This window comes from Anabaena sp. UHCC 0204, assembly GCF_009711975.1.
In the GTDB taxonomy this organism is placed as follows: domain Bacteria; phylum Cyanobacteriota; class Cyanobacteriia; order Cyanobacteriales; family Nostocaceae; genus Dolichospermum.
Genome location: NZ_VIKW01000002.1, coordinates 225,893 through 248,194, shown reverse-complemented (window position 1 = coordinate 248,194; position 22,302 = coordinate 225,893). Strand labels below are relative to the sequence as shown.

The following is a 22,302-nucleotide window of genomic DNA, read 5'->3' as shown; positions in this document are numbered from 1 at the left end:
CTGTTAGACTGAAATCAACTTGATGAGATTTTCAGGTGTAATGGCAAAATTACAGTAAATGTAGAACCAATACCCGGTTGAGAAAATAGCATAATTTCACCTTGTAACAGTTTCACTAACCGCGAAACTATTGCTAAACCTAAACCAGTGCTATCAGGAAGGTGGTAATTTTGATTATTGCAACGAAAATAGGGTTCAAAAATATGCTTCTGGTCTTCTGATTTAATTCCAATACCTGTATCAGCAACGACAAATTTCCACTTTTGATTATCTAATACATGACAAGTAATCTGAATACCTCCTGATTTTGTATAGCGAATCGCATTACTAACAAGATTTGTGATAATTTGTTGTAATTGAAATGGGTCTGTGATTATTTTTTGGGGATATTGTTCACAATTTACTACAAGGGATAAATCTTTTTCAGATGCTAAAGGATCTAACATTTTACAAACATTATCAATAATTTCACAGACATCAACTGATGTCAGTTTAAGTTTGATTTTTCCGGCTTCATACTGTGATAATTCTAGTAAATCATTAATTAAATGTAACAAATGTCTACCATTACGTAACACTCTTTCAATATGTTCGATGTTGGTATAACTATCTTTTAGTTTGGTTTGGCGATGTTGACGCAAAAATAAATCGGAATAACCAATAATGGAAGCTAGAGGTTGTTTTAAATCATGAGCTAGGAGAGAGAGATTTTCTTGATTAGCATTAATTAAACGAGTTAGTTCTTGATTATGTAATGCCAAAGTATTATGTAGATGTTCTAATTCTCGTAATCGTTCATCAACATAACTACTGAAACACCGAGCGATCGCTTCATCAATTACAACATTAATTAATCGCATAGCCCGAATAATATCTGTAGGATTTCCTTGCAATAAATCTGCTTGGATAGTGTCAAATATTACGGTTCTTAAATGATGATATTCCCTAGCAATTTCTACAGGATTAAAGCCTTGTGTAGCTCTAATTACTCCATGATGCCAACTGGCGCTTACTATTGACTTTAAATCATTATTCTGAAATTCTGAAAGTACCGTCACCATTGCTTTCAAGACGTATGGAATGTGATTTTTGATCGCACCGTATGATAAAGTATCAGTACGTTCAATTTGATGATCTTGAAGAACAGCCGTCACCCATCTATCTATGATGGTATCAGTTTTATCAGCCAGGAGTTGACTAAAATCCATTTTATTAAATTCACTTAATTTGATCTTTATATGCAATCACTTTAACGAATGTAAGTTTTATAGCACAAATTATTTTCATCTCCCAATTATAATTTTATCAATAGCATTATTACTAACATCATGACTGTGTAATAAGTTTTTGTTTATCCTTATTCACTAGCAATCTGCTGTATTTCATAAATCAAATATAGCGGTATGCACTCTTTGTGAGATACAGTCAGCCAATCATAAAGCCTGTAGGGGCGCAGGGTCTGCGCCCTCGATTGTATTGCATCAAGGGCGATAACTATATAATGAACTGAGTAAGAATACCCACTTCAATTTATCAGAATTAAAGTTAATTCCTATATAACAACTATCAATAGTATGATTTTTATAAATATAAAAACAGATATCTTAATGTCAATTGCATTTATAGTTATTCATAATTTTGAAATATCTTAAAATTAACCTCAATCTGGGCAACTGGCATCAAATATCAATAACATAAGGATAATAATTTGTGAATAAGATTTTGCTGAAGATTCGGAAAAAAATTTTAAGAAAAATTGATACACATCCATATACAAAACATCAAGCTGATTGTTTTTATCAAAAAGCTATAGAAAAAAATATTCACAATCTTCCTCCTATTCCACCAAAAGACCTTGATTTAGTGGAGAGACTTAAAAAAGAAGGAGTTGTAATTACTACTTTGGAAAAATTGAAAATTACATCTACACCTGAGATGATTGAATCAGCCCAAAAGTTGATTCCACAAATATCACAACATATATTTTTTCAACCCAATCAAATTGTTACTCATGCTAGTCCTCAACAAATAATGGCATATCCAAAAATTTTTTTATGGGGACTAGAACAGCGTTTACTTAATATCATCGAACATTTTATTGGTTTACCAGTAGCTTATCAAGGTGCATATTTTCGCCGAGATATTGCCAATGGCATAGAAGTAGGTTCAAGATTATGGCATATAGATCAAGAAGACCGAAAAATTTTAAAAATCATTATTTACTTACATGATGTTAGTGAAGATCATGGACCTTTTCAATATATTCCTAAGCCTTTCACATCAAAAATCGCTCAGTGTTTAAAATATACATCTGGCTACATTCAAGACAAAATTATGCAAGGAGTTATATCATCATCAATTTATAAATCATGCACCGGCATTGCTGGTACAGTTATCATTGCTGATACAGCTAATATTTTTCATAGAGGTAAACCACCTATTGTTTCCGACCGATTTACGATCTTTTTTGATTACACTACTAGAAGGCATAAACAAGTATTGTATGGTACACCTACTCTTGCATACAATGATTTACGTCTCCTGAGCAAAAATCTTTCAGAAGCACAAAAAAAATGTATTTTTTGGTAATTGAAAATTTATAATTTCATTGGTTCTGTCAATCTTTCTAAGACTATTGCTAACACCTGAGTATTTGTTAACATTAAAGGATGTAAAATCACAGGTAAAACTATTTCTTTACCAATCCCCAGTTGCGAACTTGTTGCTGGTAGAATCATCAAATCATAAGGTGTCCATATAGATGTAAAATTTAATTGTTTTAACATCTGAACATCAGAATTTAAATCTTCTAGAAAAAGACTATGAGGACGCATTTGTAGACATCCAGGTAGCCATGAACCATAAGCAACTATAGTTCCTTTATGGGGTGAAGAAATAGTAATAAATCGCTGTACTCTTTTTATTCCCCCCAAACGTTGAATATAATAACGGCTGACAATACCACCCATACTAAAACCAACTAAATTAAGTGGTTGTTCAGACTCAAAAGTATTATCTATATAATCAGCTACCTGCTGTCCTAATTTATCTAGAACTTCTACACCATTATTAGGAAATAAATCCAATGTATGCACAGATAAACCGCGTTGTCTGAGGTAAAACGCCATTTTATTAAAAACTGCCCCAGTGTCGTTAATACCATGCACTAATAAAACGGGATTGTGCTGTGTTGTTGTCATAATTTTATTTTCTCATTATTGTTAATAATCTAACTCAGCAATATTAGGTGCGTATTGCAATACGCCTCTACAGACGTGGAGTAATTATTAAGATTTGTTAAGTAAGTTCTCAGAATTTTATAGTTATAATAAAATTTAATAATTAATTTGCATTATCTACCAGTTGCGATCGCTGACATAAAAAGCCTGAAAATACTTTCTGTGTATTCATTATGGCTTCTCCATTGGAAAATATTATGTCTCATGACTGACAACAAATAGCGCAATCAAATGTAATATTACACCGTGATTTTTAACAATTTCGGTCTTCTTCCAGATTATTCAAACCAGGAGCATTTTTTTATGGGCTTTATCAAAAATCTCATTGCGGGTATTGTGGGTTTTATTACTGGATTGTTTAGCAAAAAAGACAATAGCTACTATCTGGAACTAAAAGAAGAAGCAAATGTTGCTCAAGCGCCAGTACCAGCAGCAGCACCAGCAGAAAAATCTGCACCAACAGAAGTCAAAGCTGCACCAGCAGCAGCAAAAGTCACTAAGGCTGAACCTGTGAAAGTATCAGTACCAAAGGAAACTAATTTTGCAACCAAGTATCTGATTCCTACTAATAACAATGTTCGTCGTCGTCCTGGGGTGAATATGAATAGCTTTTTAGATATGGCCCGTCAGGTTAAAACTCCCGGATAAGTTTTTGATTAAACATCAAATAAATCCTGTAGGGGCGCAGGGTCTGCGCCCTCGATTGTATTGCATCAAGGGCGATAACCGCTATAGAACGTCTCTATATTATTTTTTACCAGTATACAATGGTGTAAATAAAACAAAGCAATCATTAACAATTTTCAAGAAGCTTGTGTAATAATTTTTAATTCCGCCCTGCGGTACTAGATGTTTGCAAAGAAGCATTTTTAGTAAAAATAATTCCACTATATAGATGAAAAGCTGTATCCCAATTACTTTTTTCTCTCCGAAAAAGATTAATATGAGATGGAATTTGATTGAGGATTTCTGTTTGGTCAATAACTGTTTGTGCAAAAGGCGTAAAATCTGACCAAAGATTAACTTGAGGTAACTGTTGCTCAACCCAATTCATCAAATTATTCCAATTAATTCTAATTGTATTTTGGTTAGATTGGGGGCTAATTTCTAAACCTCGCTGAAATTCATAGCCTTGATCATAAATTCGCAAAATACTCCTTCTTGTTGATAGGTGTAAATCACAAAATTGAGCATAATCTTGAGTTTTAGTTTTGCGTTCTAGTTTACCTCTAGCATTAATATCTACAACTTGTTCAAAAACTGGTAACATTCCCACAACTCTAGCAGTAATTTCTGATAAATCAAAGGTCATAGAACCAACTTGATTTGCTTCATTTTGACAAACTACTTTGATTTGAGATTTGTCTAGTGATAAATATTTAACTTGAAATACTTGAATTTGTTGAATCTGGGGAATTTTCACCCAAAAACAGGGAATACCGGATTGCTGTAATTGCGTTCCATAAAATGCTAATTCTCCCACTTTACCTATGCGGTAAACTCGCCAATTCTGGCTAGGTAATATCATTCTGGCTGTGTAAGCGTCTATCTGCATGATTTGAGCGAAATTAAGGGCAGCATTCGCTTTTAGTTCATTATTAATCGGTTCTAAAACTAATATTCCCAGTTCGTTTTTATCTGGTGCGGCTGTAGCTTTAGCGATCGCTCTTTGTTTTTCCTCTTGCTTAATTTCCTCTAATCTCTGTAAACCTTGACGGGCTTGAGAAATGATTTTACTATGAGTTGTTAATCGTAGTAATTGGCGATATAATTTTTCTGCTTCTTGTACTTGATGAGAAACTTCCTGTAACCTAGCAAAATACAGTTGTACCCACGGATTTTCCGGTGATTCTACCAGCATTTGTTGGATTAATTTAGCTGCTGTTTCATAATCTTTACATTCAAAAGCGGCACTAATTTGATTAAGCATATAAGTAAAACTTAAATAGGGTTGGGAAATCTTGAATATTAGTCCGCGCAGGCGGACTTTGTTTGTGTAGTAGCGACTTCTAGTCGCCTTTGCAAACACCCTCTAATAACAATATTTTCCGTTGCTGTCAGGTTTAGCCTTTTCCTTGGCGGTTCGCATTGCACCTAAAATAGTGGAAACAAAAACACAACGCTTGACTTTTCCACCAGACTTACTAGATAAGGTGATTCGTCCGAATGGAGGTTTCACACTACCCATATAATCAAAGGGAACTCGTCTCACGTCATTAGACAATTGTAGTGTTGATTCTGCATCCAATTGCACACTAGCATCTAAATTATGCCAATTAGCATCAGATGGATTAATTGTAGCCGGATGAACAGCTAATTGGAGAACATTATTTTGTTCTCTAAAACTAGCGTGCCAACTTAACTTTTCTTTTCTGGCTTGACTTTGGGCTTGACGCATAGCTTGATAAACTTGGCCTTGAGCAACATTCAATTGACGAGTATTAATAAAAGCTGACCAGCTTGGTGCGACTATTGCTGATAATATACCACTCATAAAAACGACTACTAACATTTCGAGCATGGTAAAACCACCGCTAGAAATATTGCATCTCTTTGTTAACTTAACTAAAGACAATAAATTAGCTTTGCTATTCATATTGATTGTGACTTGGTGAATTCTGATTTAAGGATGTTTTCTATAATTCCGGTTTAGCAAAGGAGGGTAAATCATGATAATCAAGATTTTTGATGCTAATTTGGCGATGAATATAATCCTGTTCATAGTTAAAGATTCATACATCATATAATGATATAAAAATCTAATCCCTGGCAGTGCTTTTTGACGGGACAGAGGCTTTTGTAATGCTTTACAAGTTAGATATTTATACAAGTTTGCTAGACTTGAATTTAAATTAAAATTCTGTTTTGGTGGTCTGAATTGATAAGCCTTATCAATGACTAATAAGCAAGATTTTTCTTGTCTGTCTAGATTAGTAGAAACGGATTTTTTACTAATTCTATATAGTATTTGTACAGATGGGACACAAACAAATTCAAACTTTGCAGCTAATCTTAACCACATATCCCAATCTTGAGCCGCAGTCAGTGATTCATCAAAGCCAGCTAGGGATATTAAAGATTCTCTCTTAATTAAAGGATTAGAGCCGTTTTCTAAAAAATTAGTGGCTAACAACTTATCATAAACATCACCTTTAACCGTAATTCGTCCACCTGAACCTAAAAATTCATCGTTTTCATCAATATAATCAGTCCAACTATAAGCAACTGCTATTTGGGGATTTTCTTCTAAAGCTTTTAACTGACTTGCAAGTTTATCAGCCGTCCAAATATCATCCGCATCTAAAAAGCTGACAAATTCTCCAACTGCATATTTTAAACCCCGATTCCGACTAACATTACCTCCAGCATTTTCAAAAGAAAATACTTTGATTCGTGAGTCATGAATCTGTGAAATTATCTTTAAAGTTGAGTCTTCTGAGCCATCGTTAATGATGATTAATTCCCAGTCAGTGAAAGTTTGATTGATAACAGATTCAACTGTTTTTGTAATGGTTTTTTCACAGTTATAAGCTGGTATAACTACAGAAATTTTAGGTTCTCTACCTTGATAATTTTCAATCATTTTCTGAGCCTTGATTATCTATAAAATCTTTTCATGTAAAGCTGGCAAGAGTAAAAAGGACTGAGCATACTTGCCTTGTAAAATTCCATTTCAAACATAATAATTAAATCGCTATTTATTTTCCCTCGGTACTTAATGATATGCCTTAATAAACGACGTAAACTACCTAAAACAGTGTAAACAAAAACTTTAGGTATTTGCCATTTCTTGGTATTAATTAAGACTAGCTGGAAAGTAGGTAAACCACAGCCACGAGCTATATTTAATAAGTAATTTTTTTCTAATCTCCACTGGGGAATTTGATGATATGTGTGCATGGTAGGGTTATACCAAATTTCCCAACCTGCTTTATGTATGTAAAGTAGTGGTTCATAATCGTCACCTTGGACTAAGATACCAGGTAATTTTCCACTCAGAATAGGTTTTTTGGGAACATTTTCACACCATACTTGTTTACGGATAACTAAAGCAGCAGCAGGAGGAAGCCTTAAATTATCCCCATCAAATATATAGGGTTTATTACCATGTTCTCTAATTGCCAAAAAAGCCTGAATTCTCTTAAAATTTTCTGGAGGACTAACTTCAAAAGCTCCATGAATTTGCCCACTCCAAGCACCTGCTTGTGGGTAATCAATGCCAAATTTATAAGCCGCCGCCAACCAATCTACATCAGGTAAGTTATCATCATCTAAAAAGGCAATAATATTACCTGTAGCTTCATTTACGGCTCGCAATCGGGCAAAAGCTGCTCCCTGTTGAGGTTCTAAAAAGTAACGCAAGTCTATATTATTGCTATTAGCAGTTTTTATGTATTTGGCAACAACTTCCGATGTTTGATCAGAACTATTATTATCAATAACAATAATTTCCCATTTGACGTTCTCTAACCCTGTCTGATTCAAAAGTAAATCTAAAACCAGAGGTAAACGTTTTTCACCATTATAGGTAGGAATTGCTACTGTAATATCTAAAATGTGATTTTTATCATTCATAGTTTCAAGTATTTTAATTAGGTTGGCGTTAAAAATTGTCGTTATAACAAGGAAGAAGAAGGAAATTTTGGGGTATTTTACTTTTATTCACAAATTTTGATGTTCTAACTTCCACCTACGTAATTCTAGATTATTTACTTCTTCAGATAGCCATTTTTCCACAGATAAAACGGGCTAACTAAACTACTAATATACAATTGCATTTCGCAAGCAGCGACTAAATCTGTTTTTATCTTGGTTCTATATTTAATTAAATGTAAGCCAAGCTTTCGCAGATCATTAACTAAATAAGCTATTAACCAAAATGGTTTAGTAATCGGTTTAATATTCACCATTCTAGTAACATAACGACTTAATCCAATACCTTGGAAAAAAGGAATTAAATATTCTCTACTTAACCGAGCTTTAGGGATTTGATGATAAACTTCCATATCGGAGTTATACCAAATTTCCCACCCAGATTTTTGAATATAAGATACCATTTCTATATCTTCACCAGCGAGCATATTCCCAGCAACTCTACCAATTAAAATTGGTTGACTGGGGACACTTTCTAAATAAGCTTGACGACGAATAACTAATCCAGCCGACGGAGGAAGTATTTTTTTCTGTGGTTGATAAAGTAGTGGTAAATTTCCTCGTTCTGTAATCGCTAAAAATGGCGCTATTCGTTTAAAGTTAGGTGTTGGTTCTACTTCCCAATTGGGATGGATTTGGCTACCATAAGCCCCTGCTTGGGGATGCTGTTGACTGAAATTATAAGCTGCTGCAACCCAAGTAGAATTAGGATAATTATCATCATCGAGAAACCCGATAAGTTCACTTTTGGCTTCTACTATGGCTTTTTTTCTAGCATAAGCTGCTCCCTGCTGGGGTTCAACACAGTAATACAGTGGATAGGGACATTGCCAATTTTCTTGATAGCTTTGAACAAGTTTAGCTGTATTGTCTATGCTGTTGTTATCAACAACTATAATCGCCCAAGAAAAATGTTCTGTGTTAATCTGATTTTTTAGCCGTTCTAGTAATTCCGGTAAACGGTGTTCACCGTTGTAGGTAGGAATAGCAATGATCAAATCAAGACAATTATTCATGAAACTATGTTTATAGGAATTTTGTCTGGTGTGTTTTTAGCCAAGGCGGACAGTATGCAATACATAGCTAAATATCGCACCCAACATATATATAATGCTATATAGGCTACTCTTTAATATACCGTTTATTTACGGATTTTTGATATTTTGCGGATACGAATTCAATTATTTACAGCTTGCATCCTTCTCGGTTCGCATTCCCCCAATCAAACCTTCAATGATCACACAGCGTTTTAAATCACCTGCTGCGTCACCTGTGGCTTGGGGTATGGCTACCATGACTTTTAAAGGTTCATTAATGACACTATTATCAGCTTTATTTGCTAAAGCACCTAGATAATCAAAAGTTATTGTCCCTTCTCCCTTTGCAGTTGTAACTATATCACTAGCAGTTGTTGTATTATAAGCTGTTAGAGATGAAAGATTGGTATATATAAAAACTTGTCTGGCGTTTAGTTCCAGGGAATCACCTAAAGGATTCCAACCTGAACTAGACGTAGTATTTGAACTAGGTGTAGTAGTAGTAGTAATAGTTGTAGGAGGAATACCTTGATAAACTATGTATTCAGGGACATTAGTGCTACTGTTAACGCGAAAACTGACGCTGTAACTAAGTTTCTTATTTTTAGCTTCTGTCTGTGCTTGTCTGACAGCAGAGAGCAGTCCGTCACTAGCTTTATTTAAGCGTTGTCTGTTGACAAATCCTAACCAACCGGGAGCAGCGATCGCTGATAAAATACCAATAATCAACGCCACTGAAATCATTTCTATCAATGTAAAACCAGCATTCTGATCAATGTATCGTTTACTGTAACCCTGTAATAACTTAATCCGTCGGTTTGCAATTTTATAATTAGTAGCCATTAGTTTTTTCTCCCACTTAAAATATTTATTGATACAAGAATCCCCGTCCTTGTACTCTCACACTGGTTGTAGGAAAATAAGTTTTATTATCTTCATCATACTTGATTTTCGCTGCATCATTCTCCATCCGAGCCATAGCATTACCGCGGATAAATACCTGTGCAGTTGTGTTGTCTCTATCTACGCAAACATAAAAACCTGTCATACTTGTTGGTTTCACTGCTGACCATGTGATTTCAGGTGTTGTGTCTGTTTTGTCGAGAGGAGGAGGACAAGTAGCTGCTGGTGGTGAATCTGTGGTTTGATCTACATAGTCAATCAGCACTGTAGCATCAGTCGTATAAGCTTCAGATGATTTCTTCCATTTATTCATCCCTTCCGCTAAACTATCAGATCCCTCAAAATAACCATTAAAGGCAGCAAAACCTGGATTGCGACAACCCGGCTCATTATTTCCTGTACAAACAGGACTATCAGTAGCTACACCATCTTTAATTTGCCATCTACTAATACGAGCAGCTTTTGACCAAGTAGTGCTTTCAGAATTATCTATATAGTAAGCAACTAAAGAGTATACAAAAGTGTCATCTTTTTCTGTTCCTGTTGCTGGTGAAATGACATTACTAACTAATTCCCGTTTCCAAAAAACCAATATGGGCGTTTTATCATCATCATCTGGGTAACGCAATTGAGATTTTATCGCTTTAATCCCATCATCATCATAGATATAAATAGCCTGTTGTACATCACGAGAAATATAATTGAGAGCAGTTTGAATTTCTTGCTCAGAATTGGCCTTAACTTGTTCATTTCTGTCTGTAGTCATTACACTAATCATGAAACCTAACAACGGTGTAATGATTAAAAACGCAATTAATAAAGCTACCAATAATTCAATCAGAGTAAAACCACCAGCTTTATGAATGATTTTGGAGCTTTTAATCTGACTCCTGAGTATGAATTTAAGTGTCTTCAACATCGGATTGTCCTCTTTTCAATAGATACACCACCAGCAAATTTCCAGTCTTTTTTACTTTACATAAACCATAAGTTCGTAGTTAGGACTTTAGTCCTAAATCATGTTGGGTAACATCAGTCAATCCAACCTACAAAGCAATTTATTGACAAGCTTGCTCTTCTTTTGTACCATCTTCATTTGTTATTTGTCCCATGCCCAGACGGGAACATAAAGCCTGAAACGTAGTATTTCTATTGCCAATATCAACTGTTCTTTCTACTGCTGGAGCTTGTTTATTTCCTAGAGTTCCTGTAATGGGTGATTCTACGGTTTTCTGATCATCTTCACTAGCTAGAAGAGTTTTACTAAAATCAACATCACCTCGATAAACCCGAATTCCTAAACGATAACCATCATTTTGAGTTCCTGTAACTGTCATTTGGCGGGCTTGAATATAAAATTCCTCAAATGGATTCGTTGCGTCTTTTTCACAATCTGACTCGCTGGTATGGCAGATGACACCATCTTTTTTAAAAAGATACAAATCATCATCATTTTGTGTAGCAGGAACTGGCATTTTTGTGAGATTAATTAAATTTTGGTCTAATGTTCTAGGTTCAGTTATAGTTGCTGCTGGTAATGGAATTTTGTTATCTTCACTATATTCTCCAGGAGCTAAGATTGAACCAGTTTTCACACCATCAACAAAAGTATTTGCAGCTTGAGTTGCTTTTTCTATCCGCCGAGATTGAACCCGGATAGCTGTTGACATAACCAAAACCGGGGCTATAGATGCCAAGAGAATGGCAACTACAACTATGCCCATTAGTGATTCAATAATCGTAAAACCAGAATCACTAGAAGATCGAATTGGTGGTTGTAGTTTGCGTTTCATCATTGTGTATCACCTGCTTTTTACTATGAAGGGCAGTTAGAAGGACGTTGATTATCATCTATGGCTTTATTATTGTCACTAGCTTTTTTAGCACATAACAAAGTCTGAACCCATTTGTCATCTCTGCCAACTTCCCGCACATATTCATCGGGTAAATCAGGTGGTGTGAGTACCAGTTTGCTGGCAAATAAGTCAGGAGATTGAGACAGTAACGCTACATCATAACCCCACTGTCTGATAGGAGGAAGATAGCCAGTACCTTTACCACTATTAATCTCAATGGCATATCTGAGTTCATTATTAGTTCCATTTATGAAGGCTGTAGTAAATGGACCTGTGGCATAGGCACTCTTTTTCACTTGCATGAAAGCCCCGCTAATCATAACTTTCTTTCGACTACTTTGAGGATGCCAGTTTTCCATGAAGCGGACAAAGTTATGCAAACCACCGTTATCTTCGCTATTACTTCCGTCAGCACGGGCTGGACTATCACCAGCAGCAAAAATGAGGTTAAAAGTAGTATCTGCGCCAGCTTCTTGAAGCCACCGCTTATTGTCCTTGCCTCCATTTAAGGTGACAGTGTTATCTGGATTAGCAGGAGTTGCAAAGGGTTGTCTGAGTTGTAGAACTGGTTCCAACGCTGTACTATTATTAGCTACTGGTACAAGCCAAGGCATAAGAACTATGGGGTTGGCGATATTGGCTTGAGTTGTTCCGTCTAGAGAAAATTCTTCGAGTTTATTGCTACTACCTTTTCCGTAAAGAGTTAGGGGAGTGATGAGTGCAGTAGTATCTACATTACGTTTGAAAGCCAGTCTCTTAAATGGTAAATCTTCCCAGCCTTGTGTAGGAGGATCACCGATGAATCCTGTTTTAATAGAAGTAGTTGCTGAACCTATGCCATCGTCTCGCCAACTATTCTGTCCATTATCTTTGTATGCTTTTTGAGTAACATTAGTCATTACCCAGCGTTTAGTTTTTACCTTGCATTCGTCAGCACTATCTGTTGCGGTACAAAAGCAGTCAGCTTCAACTGTTGAATTACAAATTTCATAGGCATACTCTCTAGCTGGTATCTGCATTACAAGTGGTGTCACAAAGTTACTAACATAGGAACTACTCCATCTTGTATCGGTTGTATCAAAGTCTCTAGGATACCCAGAATTGTCTTTATCAGCCCATGTACCCATTGCACCCAAGAAATTAAATCGTGAAAACCGTGATAATGCAGTGCCAACTAAGCTATTATTCCAGTCATACTCACCCTCATCACGGAAACCTGTTCTAAAGTTATCAGAAAGTAAGGTGACAGCATCTGCTAAAACAGTGGCAGGTCGCCATTCATCACCAGTAGTACAATCTTTCAATCTGGGGTCGCCTTTCCGACAGGCAAAGTTTGGATCAAGTGTGCTGCGAGTATAAAAGTTACTCCAATTATCTGCCAGAGTTTGTGTAAACTCCTCTTTGGTGTGCTTATTAAAATCACCCTTAATATAAACTGGTAGATTGGTAGCTAAAATCAGTCCTTTCTCTTCATCGCGGTAAGTTGATGTCCGCCAAAGTTTTTCCCCATTGATGAGCATAATGCCATTGGGACGGCGTGTAGAGTCGAGTCTATAATCTACAGGACTGACTGACCTTGAAGTGGCTTTTTTATCTGCTATTGTGGGATCATCATCCGGATCTGCATCTGCAAATTTAGTATCTGTAAACCAGTAATCACTGGAATCTGGTAAGGCATCATCACGAGTTGCATAGATAATACCGCTATTGGGTAATAAATATTCTGTTGGTGATGATCCAGCGATCGCTTTTTTTCTCAGCTTGTCAATGTCTAGAACTGTGGCGCGAATTTCTAGAGGTTGTCTGTCCCTGATAGGCATATCATAGGTTTGAGACGTTCCACTAATGCTATTTTGCTGAACTTCCCTAGAATCTAAAAAGGTGATTTCTTTAATTGCACCATGATCAATCATGGAATCATCAGGACTAATGCTACCATCCAAAATCTGCAAAGCACAAATTTGAGCATCAATGGCAGACTGCTCTGAGATAGTGAGATCCTTATTGTTTTTTATTTTGTCTACTACTGTTTTTAAAAGTCCACCATCTATTGAACGTCCTTCATCTATTGAAAGTTCTTTGGGATAAGTTAATTCAGATTGGTAATTCAGCACATTCTCATAATCACTGAATGTCTTAGTCGGTGCAGGATAGACTATGCCATTGTTAGACCGAGCAATCCTAAATGGAGAGTTAACAGCTTCTTCTTCGTCTGTAGCCGCATTCCAAGGGAGTCCATTTTTATTTTTTGCCGTGTAGCTATTAGTAGGAACATAAAAACTACTTACACAAGCGATCGGTTTGGGCGTTTTGGCGTTGTATCCAGCAGATTTGTAGTGATAAACTGCCGTAGCTCGCATTTGTAAAAATGGTCTCTGACTTTCATTTACTGATTCTGTATCTGGGTCATCAGCAATCTCATGCCATTTGTATGCTGTGGGCAAGTTATACAGGGAATATGGTTGAATAGTTTTTGTGCTTGCGTCATATCTTATTATCCCATTTCCTATCAGTGCTTGTGGTGGTGGGGCAAATGGAACTTGCGGTGCTGGGTTACTATCTGGCCAAATTTCTTTGATAGTGCCATCAAAACTACTAGGAGTACCACTATTATTCAAATAAATCCCTGCACCAGTGATAACGCGTAAACCACCAACTGGTTCTGTGGGGTCACTGGGTACTTTAGCTGCATCTAATTCCCACTCTCCATCTCTATCTGTACTTCCGACATCAGCCAAAGTCTGTACTAACGATTTTCGAGTCCGAACTTCATTTGTGCCAGTGGGTAAGTTCCATTTAATACCGCTAATTTCTTGGGTATCTTCAAGCCCTGAACCGACAAACTGCTCTTTAGTCTTATCCCACCACAGTTCCGGAAGATTGTTACCGACTAAAACTCTGTCACCTACTTTTCCTTCTTTACCACTATTTTTTTTCAGTTCCGTTGGTTCTGTGGCTTGTGGCTCTAAGGATGACCCGCTAGTCTTAAGTGTTAGTTTGGTGTAGTTAGTCCCTGTTTTGCCATCAGTGGGGTCTGTGGGATAAATCCACTTATCATTAGGACGGAGAGTATCTCCTGCACCTTGCAATAATGGGCTAGGATTTGTTTCTTCAACACCAAAAGCAACTTCTGTATAAGGTACACGGCGGGTACGAATCTTAAAATAAAGTGTCAGGTTTTCTCGTCGATATTTATCGAATACTGGTGTAAAATCGTCTAAATCTAAATCTACTTTTTTCTTCTCAATTCCGTCTTTAACTTCTTGGGGGTCACTATCTATACCATTCGCCATTTGAGCGTTGACTAGCTCATTGATGCGTTTCGCATAGGCTAGGTTGTTATAAGCTGTGACATTGGGCGCATTGGTGGTTGATTCTATCCAAGAACTGGTAGAAGCATTAGTAGTTTTCCCTTGGTATAAATCAACGGTTGCTGAACCGTTCTGACTGGTATTTGTAAAACCACCACGTCCTGTATTACCACCAACGATGATTTTCGCGTTTTTAGCATCATAAAAACAAGATGACTTACTACTAACTTGATAGAACTTGATTGCTCCACCATTAGTATTAGAAGTAAGAAGATTGCTGTTGGTGAAAACTGCACCATTCAAATTAAAGGCTGGTCCAGGAGTCAGTGCGATATCATCTTCATAAACAACAGCGTTGTTATTTGGGGGTATTTGGATGCGGTCTTGTTGGTACTCTACTGCGGCAAAACCACTAGCACCTTTATAGGTTTCATAGTTAGTACCAGGAGGAGTACCTGTGATTGGTACTGTAGCTGTATAAACAAAAAAGGATTTCTTTAGTTCATTATCTTGTCTCACCCAACCCGTATTACCGACTAAACTGGCGCTGGTAGTACCACCACAATTAGCATCCGCTGTCCCTGTAGACATTGGTGGAGTTCTGGCTTCTAAGGGATTCCTAGCCCGTTGATATTTACTAACAGGTTGACCATTTACCGTAACATTAACTACTGGAGGAGTTCTAAATAAAATTCCATAGAGGGTATAGCTATCGAATTTCCCATTGTTGTCAGTATCAACAGGAAATCGCCATGCTGTTTTTACGGTTTCGTCCCTATTTAATGCTATTGGTGTATCGTCAGTTGGTGTTTGGATATTACTCTCACCATTAAACTCAAACTCTAGTTTGAGCTTAGTTTCATCACCAAAGGTGTATTTGTCTATGTTTTTAATAAGAGTGTTATACAACGCATCATCTGTTGGTGTAGCCCGTGGTAAGGATCTATCCTGAAAGAGTTTGGCGATTTTGGCTCTACCTCGATCAATTGCTGGAGTAGCAGCACTAAGAACGGCTTCATTAACGCGAACGTTACTGGCATTTTTTGCCCGGTCAAAAGAACGTAACATGATCGCAGTGGTCAGTAATATCACCACTACTGATACCATGGCTACTGTTGGCAATACGAAACCTGCGTTTGCTGTTGTTTGTCTTTTCTGAGTACCAAAAATAGTCCGCAGTAACCAAATAATTTGTTTTTTGGTATTAGCTAGGAATCGCCGGATAAACCTACTGGAGATTCTCGTAATTATTTTTAATGGGTGACGTTTTCGAGACATAGTTGCTTCCCCGTCAAGTAATTGGAGTGAATATTTTCTGGTTATGATTACTAATAATCCTGACTGCCGAATTTAAAGCAGAACTTTATAATAGAGGTCGTTGGTAAACTGAAATACACTGAGAGTGATTGTGTGTGAGTATTTCGGTTATAACATTGTTGATAACCAAACTCTAAACTGGAAAATACTGAATTTTTTGATTTGTGCAACTGTAAATACTATCTTCACCTGGATATTGATGGTGTATTTACTGGGTTGAGGTGTTGCTTCTCGTTCATTGTATAAAGTTTTTATAAAGATAGCATTTTTATACTACCCACTTTTTATAGAAAAAATATCACTTGTCAAAATAAAGATATACATAAGTCAAATCGGCGGTTAGAAACCGCGTCTAAACTAGTTAGGGAAATTGTCTGAATCAGGATTTACAGGATTTAAGGATGAACAGGATTAAGAGGTTATTTGAAAACTTTTTCTTATAGGATATAACACCCGCATATCCCCGTAAATCCCCCTTTTTAAGGGAGATTTTGAGGAATTTAGCCCCCCTTTTTAAGGGGGGTTGGGGGGATCTCAATGTAATAAATTAGACTTTTTGTAATTGGGCTACTCTTGGATCTACGATTTTTTGTCCTAAACTGGTGAATTTAATCGCTACAGAAACTTTATTTCCTTCTCCGAATACGTGAGTAATTTCACCGATTCCAAATGATTTATGTAATACTCTATCTCCTACTTGCCAAGTTGCGTTAGGACTGTATTTACTTGGGTTTGAGGATGGAGTTTTAGTAAAACTACGGGTAACTTTATTTTGAGTAGTTAATAATTCTGCTGGTAATTCATCCAAAAATTGCGATCGCATTGCCGGTTCTCTTGAGCCATATAAACGCCGTTCTCTAGCATGGGATAAAAACAATCGTTCTTGAGCGCGAGTAATACCAACATAGCACAAGCGCCGTTCTTCTTCTAATAATGAAGGATCTTGTAAAGAACGGTATCCCGGAAATAGTCCCTGTTCTAAACCGACTAAAAAGACGACAGGAAACTCTAACCCTTTGGAAGCGTGTAATGTCATTAAAGAAACTGCTGTTTGTCCCTCTTTTAAATTATCTAAATCAGAACTCAGTGCAGCACTTTGCAAAAATGCCTGTAAAGAAATATCTTCACCTTCATTTTCTTCCTGGAATTGCAACATAGCGTTATACAATTCATTTACGTTACTGATTCTATTATCAGCTTCATCTGTGCCTTGATCTTGCAATTCTTTAATATAACCAGAATCTTCTAAAATCCCTTGTAATATTTCCGAACCGGGAACTATTTTAATTTGTTCTTGACGATTTTGAATCATCGCTGCAAAATTATTTACAGCTTTTGATGAACGTCCTGCTAAGGTATTTACAGATGTTTCATCACTTAATATTTCCCATAATGTTGTCCCTAATTGCTGGGAAGCATTCACTAAAGCGTCAATTGTAGCTTTACCAATTCCCCGTCGGGGTGTGTTAATTACTCGTAATAAACTCACAGTATCGGACGGGTTATTAATAGCTCTTAAATATGCAACAGAATCTTTAATTTCTTTGCGATCGTAAAATTTCATTCCTCCCACAACTGTATAAGGAATTTGATATTTAACTAATAATTCCTCAAATGGTCGAGATTGGGCATTTGTTCGATATAAAATTGCAAAGTTACCCCAATTTAATTCCGGATTTTGATGTTCTAAGGTGCGAATTTGGTTAATCACAAAAGCCGCTTCTGCCATTTCTTCGTCAGCTTTATGACAATAAATTTCTTCACCTGGTTCTCTTGTGGCTTTGAGAATTTTATCAATGCGTTGAGTGTTATTTTCAATTAATTCATTTGCAGCTTGGAGAATATTTTCACAGGAACGATAATTTTCTTCTAATTTTACCATGGAGCGAGTATCATCATCTGCTAAACCATCGCCAAAATTTTCCTGAAATTCTAGCAAAATGGTAAAATCTGCCATTCTAAAACTGTAAATTGATTGATCTGCATCACCGACAACAAACACAGACCGATTTTCCCATTTCCATTCGCTTTTACGTTTTTCATCATTGGTTACTAAAAGCTGAATTAAATCATATTGGGTACGATTAGTATCTTGATATTCATCAACTAGTATATGACAAAATTTCCGATGCCAATAATTTAAAACTTGCTCATTTTGTTGAAATAATCTAGTAGGAATTAAAATTAAATCATCGAAATCTAAAGCGTTATTTTGGGAAAGTTTATCTTGATAGCGATTATAGACATCAGCAATGACTCTACCGCGATAATTTGGTTGTTCGCTTTCAAATTGCTGGGGTGATAAGCCTTGATTTTTAGCATTACTAATGGCGTAGCGAACAGACTTTGGTTCAAATTTTTTACTATCTAAATTTAAATCTTTGGTAACTATTTCTTTAATAACACTCTGCACATCAGATTCATCAAAGATGGAAAAGTTTTTATTCCACTTTCTGCCTTTTTCATCTTGATATTTTTCAATATCCCAGCGCAGAATCCGAGAAAATAAACTATGAAAAGTCCCACACCACATATCTTTAATGGTATTGCGGTAAACTTGTGATTTTAGTAAACTTTGTTCGTATTCTGTCAATAAAGCAAACTTTTTACCATATTGTGTTATGGCTAATTGTTCGGAAAATATCCTTTGAATTCTTTCTTTCATTTCCCTAGCAGCTTTGTTAGTAAATGTCACCGCTAGGATATTTTCGGGATTAACACGATGTTGGATAATCAAGTTAGCAATGCGATAGGTAAGGGCGCGGGTTTTCCCCGAACCAGCACCAGCAACCACTAATAATGGTCCACAATAGTGTTCAACGGCTTGACGTTGACTAGGGTTGAGGTGACTAAGGAAATCAATACTTGTTGTCATACGATATTAAATGTGCATCTACTAGAATCTTTGTAGAGACTTTCTCTGGAACGTCTTTACTCTACAATAAGTAAGTGGGCGTTAAAAATTGTCGTTGGGGCAAGGGAACAGGGAACAGGGAACAGGAAGAGAGTTTTGAGCGATTTTACTTTTCTTCACATACCTTTAATTTTTTCTGTTTACCTACTTAGTAATATTTACATAAGTTTCTAACTAGGGCTTGTGGAAAAGTCTTCTTTCTCAATCCTCGCACTTCCAGGGCGAGGTAATTATCAATTGTCAATTGTCAATTGTCAATTGTTTATTCTTGCGCTGTTAGCGGAAGAAGGACAGTAAAACTAGAACCAACTCCAGGTTGACTATTCACAATTATGTCACCTCCCATCATTTGACAAAAATGGCGACTAATTGCTAATCCTAACCCAGTACCGCCATATTTCTTGGTTGTAGAATTATCTCCCTGGGTAAAGGGTTTGAATAGTTGCTGTTGTTGTGTGGGAGATATACCAATACCTGTATCAGTTACCATAAAACTAATGATACCTAAAGGTACTTCCTTGAGGATGTGTGTTTGATCAGTTTTCACTGTCAAGGTAATTTTACCGTTTGTAGTAAATTTAGCGGCGTTGCTGAGTAAGTTGAGTAATACCTGTCTTACCCGTGTCTGATCTGCGTACAGTGTTCCCAGCTTTTGATCACAATTGACTACTAATCTATTACCATTTTTTTCAACAGATGGTTTGATTGTGAGGATAACATTATTAATTAAATTATCAATAGCAAATGTTTCTGGGTAAAGATTCATTTTCCCCGCTTCGATTTTTGATAAGTCGAGGATATCGTTAATTAGTTCTAGTAGGTGTCTACCTGCGGAATTAATAGTTTCTAAATCAGTGATGAAATCGGTGGACAATCCTATATCTGTTGCGTCGTCTTGGAGTAGTTGACTTAAACCAATGACTGCATTTAGTGGTGTGCGTAATTCATGACTAACATTAGCTAAAAATTGGCTTTTGGCTTTACTAGCAGCTTCGGCTAGTTCTTTGGCTTGTTGTAGTTCTTTGGTTCTTTTGGAAACCCTTTCAATTAAGCGGTTGAGGGATTTAGCCAATAAACCGATTTCATCATCGGTAGTGACAGGTGCGCGTAAGTCAAAATTAGACTTTCGGGCTACTTGTTCAGCAATTTGGGTGACAGTAACGACTGGTTCAGCGATCGCTCTACTAGTCCGCCAAGCAATTATAGCAGCAACGGCGGCTGATACCACCATACTCACAATCACAATTGCTCTTTCTACAACTTTAGCTTCTGCTATATCTATTTGTCTGGCTTGTTCTTGTGCTTGAGCCGTGTGTAAAATCCTTGTTAATTTATTCGATAAATCCTCTAATTTGATCGCTATATCACCGCGCATAATTACCAGTAAATCTTCCCTCACTGAGGCGATTTGCTGGGGCGATAACTGTTGAGAGTTGAGTTTTTCTAAAACCCCTTCAATTTGATCAATATATAATTTTAAATTAACTGCATAATCCTGTAATAAATTCTCTAAAGTCGCACTTGTAGCCGCCAATTTGCGGGGATTACTATTGATAAATCCACCAATATTTTTTTCTAATTTTTCTGCTTTGGCGACAGAATTGAGAAATTCATTTTTTTTACTCTGGAGCTTTTGTGGATCTTCCAGTAAAGCTACTAAATTAAAACTAGATAATTGCGCTCCAATAATCGCATCCTGATACTGACTTAACAATTCTTTTTGCTCATTAGCTTGATTGAATTGTCTAACCTCTCTACCCCGATAATAATTTGCTAATATCAATCCAGTTAAAGAACCAAAAAATCCAATCCCAATAGCCACAAGGTATCCATAGCCAATTTTCTGATGGATACGCCAAGAACTGGCCTTGAGTTTCCCACGGGAGGGAAATTCTATAGTTGGGAGTTCGTCTATCTTTGGTGCTTCAGGTGACACTTTTTTGCTTTCCAAACTGCTCTGAACAAGGGCTGGTTTGTAAGTTGGTATTTATGCAAATTTTTATCCTCATCAGGGAAAAAACTACTACACTAGTGTAACTCCTACACAGGCAACAAAACAAATCTAAATCAGAAATAAAAATATTAACCCATGGCTGAATTAATACTTCACAATACTTAATTTTGTCTTCTTAACTTTGTATTTTGGTTCATCCTGTACAGTACGAGCCTACAGCCATAATATTATATATAGTTTGAGTCCATACTTTGCAGTTCATTACACAGGATTCCCTGTTATCTAAGCAACAAGGACTTACGCACCGTAACGCAACTATGTCATCTGCAAACGATAGGGAAGGATATTCTAGAGAGTGGGATGCTTCACTGCCCTACTCTACTGGATTTTACTACTGTATGACAGTTGAGTGCATCAGCCCTACCAATTTAATGCTACTGGATTTCGAGTAAAGTTAAGTGATACTTGTCAACAACTCTAGATAAGATAAACCAATAATCCCTAATTTCTCACCCTAATCAGTGCGAGAAATGTCAATTAGCAACCTTTTGGTTGTAAATATCTAGGTAAAAACTCAACTTTCAAAATTATGGAAGCGAAAATGCAAGAACCAGAATATCAAGAAACCCAAACCAAAGAAACAACCGTTCCCGAAATTAATACCCAAACTGGAAATCTTACCAAACTTCAGCCTCCTGTGCAGTCTCAAGAACAATGGCTGAAATACGGACAACAAATTTCTGGTTTCTTAGGGACATTACCAGACTACGTAGGTAAATTCTTTGGTCAATATCAGCAGCCTATTGTTAGCATTGGTTTAGTTGTGACAGCAGTCGTCACAGTTAAGGTTCTATTAGCTGTATTAGATGCTCTTAATGATGTTCCTTTGGTAGCACCTACCTTTGAATTAATTGGGATTGGTTACTCTGTCTGGTTTATCTATCGCTATTTACTCAAAGCCTCAAGCAGACAGGAGTTATCTAGCGAAATCACAACCCTCAAATCCCAAGTTGTCGGTAAAAAAACTGCTGATTCTTAACTAATTTGAGTAATTCTCTTTCTTTGTTCAATACCTTGTCCAAATCAAAAAAGTCTTGATTTGTCGGTTGGGTTGACGT

Annotated in this window: 16 protein-coding genes; 3 read left to right on the top strand and 13 right to left on the bottom strand. The window is 36.5% G+C overall.

What is annotated here, in order from left to right; all coding sequences use genetic code 11:
• Nucleotides 1-14: 14 nt before the first annotated feature.
• Nucleotides 15-1,208 carry a HAMP domain-containing sensor histidine kinase gene (locus tag FJR04_RS02630; protein ID WP_168491535.1) on the bottom strand — a complete coding sequence of 398 codons (1,194 nt, stop codon included), beginning with the start codon at nucleotides 1,206-1,208 and terminating at the stop codon, nucleotides 15-17.
• Nucleotides 1,209-1,710: 502 nt separating this feature from the next.
• On the opposite strand from FJR04_RS02630, the gene FJR04_RS02625 reads away from it, so the two are divergent.
• The gene (locus tag FJR04_RS02625; RefSeq protein WP_168491533.1) at nucleotides 1,711-2,589 is read left to right on the top strand and encodes a 2OG-Fe(II) oxygenase; all 879 of its coding nucleotides are present in this window, start codon (nucleotides 1,711-1,713) and stop codon (nucleotides 2,587-2,589) included.
• 8 nt (nucleotides 2,590-2,597) lie between these two features.
• Here FJR04_RS02625 and FJR04_RS02620 read toward each other — a convergent pair whose 3' ends face one another.
• Entirely contained in the window at nucleotides 2,598-3,200 is a 603-nt protein-coding gene (locus FJR04_RS02620) for a triacylglycerol lipase (RefSeq protein ID WP_168491531.1), read from the bottom strand.
• Between the two features lie 342 nt (nucleotides 3,201-3,542).
• Here FJR04_RS02620 and FJR04_RS02615 point away from each other — a divergent pair, with 342 nt between their 5' ends.
• Nucleotides 3,543-3,887 (top strand): hypothetical protein, encoded by a 345-nt coding sequence (locus FJR04_RS02615; protein WP_168491529.1) that lies wholly within the window; start codon nucleotides 3,543-3,545, stop codon nucleotides 3,885-3,887.
• Nucleotides 3,888-4,065: 178 nt separating this feature from the next.
• Here the strand turns inward: FJR04_RS02615 and FJR04_RS02610 are convergent, their stop codons facing one another.
• The 11 genes from FJR04_RS02610 to FJR04_RS02560 all read right to left on the bottom strand — a co-directional run bounded on the left by FJR04_RS02610 (nucleotide 4,066) and on the right by FJR04_RS02560 (nucleotide 21,217).
• A complete protein-coding gene (locus FJR04_RS02610) occupies nucleotides 4,066-5,169 on the bottom strand; it encodes a tetratricopeptide repeat protein (RefSeq protein WP_168491527.1) in 1,104 nt (367 codons plus the stop codon).
• Nucleotides 5,170-5,271: 102 nt separating this feature from the next.
• Nucleotides 5,272-5,835 carry a type II secretion system protein gene (locus tag FJR04_RS02605; RefSeq protein ID WP_168491525.1) on the bottom strand — a complete coding sequence of 188 codons (564 nt, stop codon included), beginning with the start codon at nucleotides 5,833-5,835 and terminating at the stop codon, nucleotides 5,272-5,274.
• 27 nt (nucleotides 5,836-5,862) lie between these two features.
• Nucleotides 5,863-6,822 carry a glycosyltransferase gene (locus FJR04_RS02600; protein ID WP_168491523.1) on the bottom strand — a complete coding sequence of 320 codons (960 nt, stop codon included), beginning with the start codon at nucleotides 6,820-6,822 and terminating at the stop codon, nucleotides 5,863-5,865.
• 14 nt (nucleotides 6,823-6,836) lie between these two features.
• A complete protein-coding gene (gene hpsE / locus FJR04_RS02595; protein WP_168491521.1) occupies nucleotides 6,837-7,814 on the bottom strand; it encodes a hormogonium polysaccharide biosynthesis glycosyltransferase HpsE in 978 nt (325 codons plus the stop codon).
• A 134-nt stretch (nucleotides 7,815-7,948) separates the two neighbouring features.
• A complete protein-coding gene (gene hpsE, locus FJR04_RS02590; protein ID WP_168491519.1) occupies nucleotides 7,949-8,908 on the bottom strand; it encodes a hormogonium polysaccharide biosynthesis glycosyltransferase HpsE in 960 nt (319 codons plus the stop codon).
• A 165-nt stretch (nucleotides 8,909-9,073) separates the two neighbouring features.
• Nucleotides 9,074-9,772, bottom strand: a complete 699-nt coding sequence (locus FJR04_RS02585) for a Tfp pilus assembly protein FimT/FimU (protein WP_168491517.1) — start codon at nucleotides 9,770-9,772, stop codon at nucleotides 9,074-9,076.
• A 25-nt stretch (nucleotides 9,773-9,797) separates the two neighbouring features.
• Nucleotides 9,798-10,751: a hormogonium polysaccharide secretion pseudopilin HpsC gene (hpsC, locus tag FJR04_RS02580; protein WP_371418235.1), complete on the bottom strand. Its 954-nt coding sequence runs from the start codon at nucleotides 10,749-10,751 to the stop codon at nucleotides 9,798-9,800.
• Nucleotides 10,752-10,890: 139 nt separating this feature from the next.
• On the bottom strand, nucleotides 10,891-11,628 hold the full coding sequence (gene hpsB, locus FJR04_RS02575) for a hormogonium polysaccharide secretion pseudopilin HpsB (protein WP_168491516.1): 738 nt from the start codon (nucleotides 11,626-11,628) through the stop codon (nucleotides 10,891-10,893).
• A gap of 20 nt (nucleotides 11,629-11,648) precedes the next feature.
• Nucleotides 11,649-16,277 carry a hormogonium polysaccharide biosynthesis protein HpsA gene (gene hpsA, locus FJR04_RS02570; RefSeq protein ID WP_168491514.1) on the bottom strand — a complete coding sequence of 1,543 codons (4,629 nt, stop codon included), beginning with the start codon at nucleotides 16,275-16,277 and terminating at the stop codon, nucleotides 11,649-11,651.
• A 586-nt stretch (nucleotides 16,278-16,863) separates the two neighbouring features.
• Nucleotides 16,864-19,191, bottom strand: a complete 2,328-nt coding sequence (gene pcrA, locus FJR04_RS02565) for a DNA helicase PcrA (RefSeq protein WP_168491512.1) — start codon at nucleotides 19,189-19,191, stop codon at nucleotides 16,864-16,866.
• A gap of 301 nt (nucleotides 19,192-19,492) precedes the next feature.
• A complete protein-coding gene (locus FJR04_RS02560; protein ID WP_168491667.1) occupies nucleotides 19,493-21,217 on the bottom strand; it encodes an ATP-binding protein in 1,725 nt (574 codons plus the stop codon).
• Nucleotides 21,218-21,785: 568 nt separating this feature from the next.
• On the opposite strand from FJR04_RS02560, the gene FJR04_RS02555 reads away from it, so the two are divergent.
• The gene (locus FJR04_RS02555; RefSeq protein WP_168491666.1) at nucleotides 21,786-22,223 is read left to right on the top strand and encodes a CAAD domain-containing protein; all 438 of its coding nucleotides are present in this window, start codon (nucleotides 21,786-21,788) and stop codon (nucleotides 22,221-22,223) included.
• Nucleotides 22,224-22,302: the final 79 nt, after the last annotated feature.

Excerpts from the sequence above, each read along its gene's own strand:
- FJR04_RS02630 (WP_168491535.1), bottom strand. The coding sequence starts at position 1,208 with ATGGATTTTAGTCAACTCCTGGCTGATAAAACTGATACCATCATAGAT.
- FJR04_RS02620 (WP_168491531.1), bottom strand. The coding sequence starts at position 3,200 with ATGACAACAACACAGCACAATCCCGTTTTATTAGTGCATGGTATTAAC.
- FJR04_RS02615 (WP_168491529.1), top strand. The coding sequence starts at position 3,543 with ATGGGCTTTATCAAAAATCTCATTGCGGGTATTGTGGGTTTTATTACT.
- FJR04_RS02610 (WP_168491527.1), bottom strand. The coding sequence starts at position 5,169 with ATGCTTAATCAAATTAGTGCCGCTTTTGAATGTAAAGATTATGAAACA.
- FJR04_RS02605 (WP_168491525.1), bottom strand. The coding sequence starts at position 5,835 with ATGAATAGCAAAGCTAATTTATTGTCTTTAGTTAAGTTAACAAAGAGA.
- FJR04_RS02600 (WP_168491523.1), bottom strand. The coding sequence starts at position 6,822 with ATGATTGAAAATTATCAAGGTAGAGAACCTAAAATTTCTGTAGTTATA.
- hpsE (WP_168491521.1), bottom strand. The coding sequence starts at position 7,814 with ATGAATGATAAAAATCACATTTTAGATATTACAGTAGCAATTCCTACC.
- hpsE (WP_168491519.1), bottom strand. The coding sequence starts at position 8,908 with ATGAATAATTGTCTTGATTTGATCATTGCTATTCCTACCTACAACGGT.
- FJR04_RS02585 (WP_168491517.1), bottom strand. The coding sequence starts at position 9,772 with ATGGCTACTAATTATAAAATTGCAAACCGACGGATTAAGTTATTACAG.
- hpsC (WP_371418235.1), bottom strand. The coding sequence starts at position 10,751 with ATGTTGAAGACACTTAAATTCATACTCAGGAGTCAGATTAAAAGCTCC.
- hpsB (WP_168491516.1), bottom strand. The coding sequence starts at position 11,628 with ATGATGAAACGCAAACTACAACCACCAATTCGATCTTCTAGTGATTCT.
- hpsA (WP_168491514.1), bottom strand. The coding sequence starts at position 16,277 with ATGTCTCGAAAACGTCACCCATTAAAAATAATTACGAGAATCTCCAGT.
- pcrA (WP_168491512.1), bottom strand. The coding sequence starts at position 19,191 with ATGACAACAAGTATTGATTTCCTTAGTCACCTCAACCCTAGTCAACGT.
- FJR04_RS02555 (WP_168491666.1), top strand. The coding sequence starts at position 21,786 with ATGCAAGAACCAGAATATCAAGAAACCCAAACCAAAGAAACAACCGTT.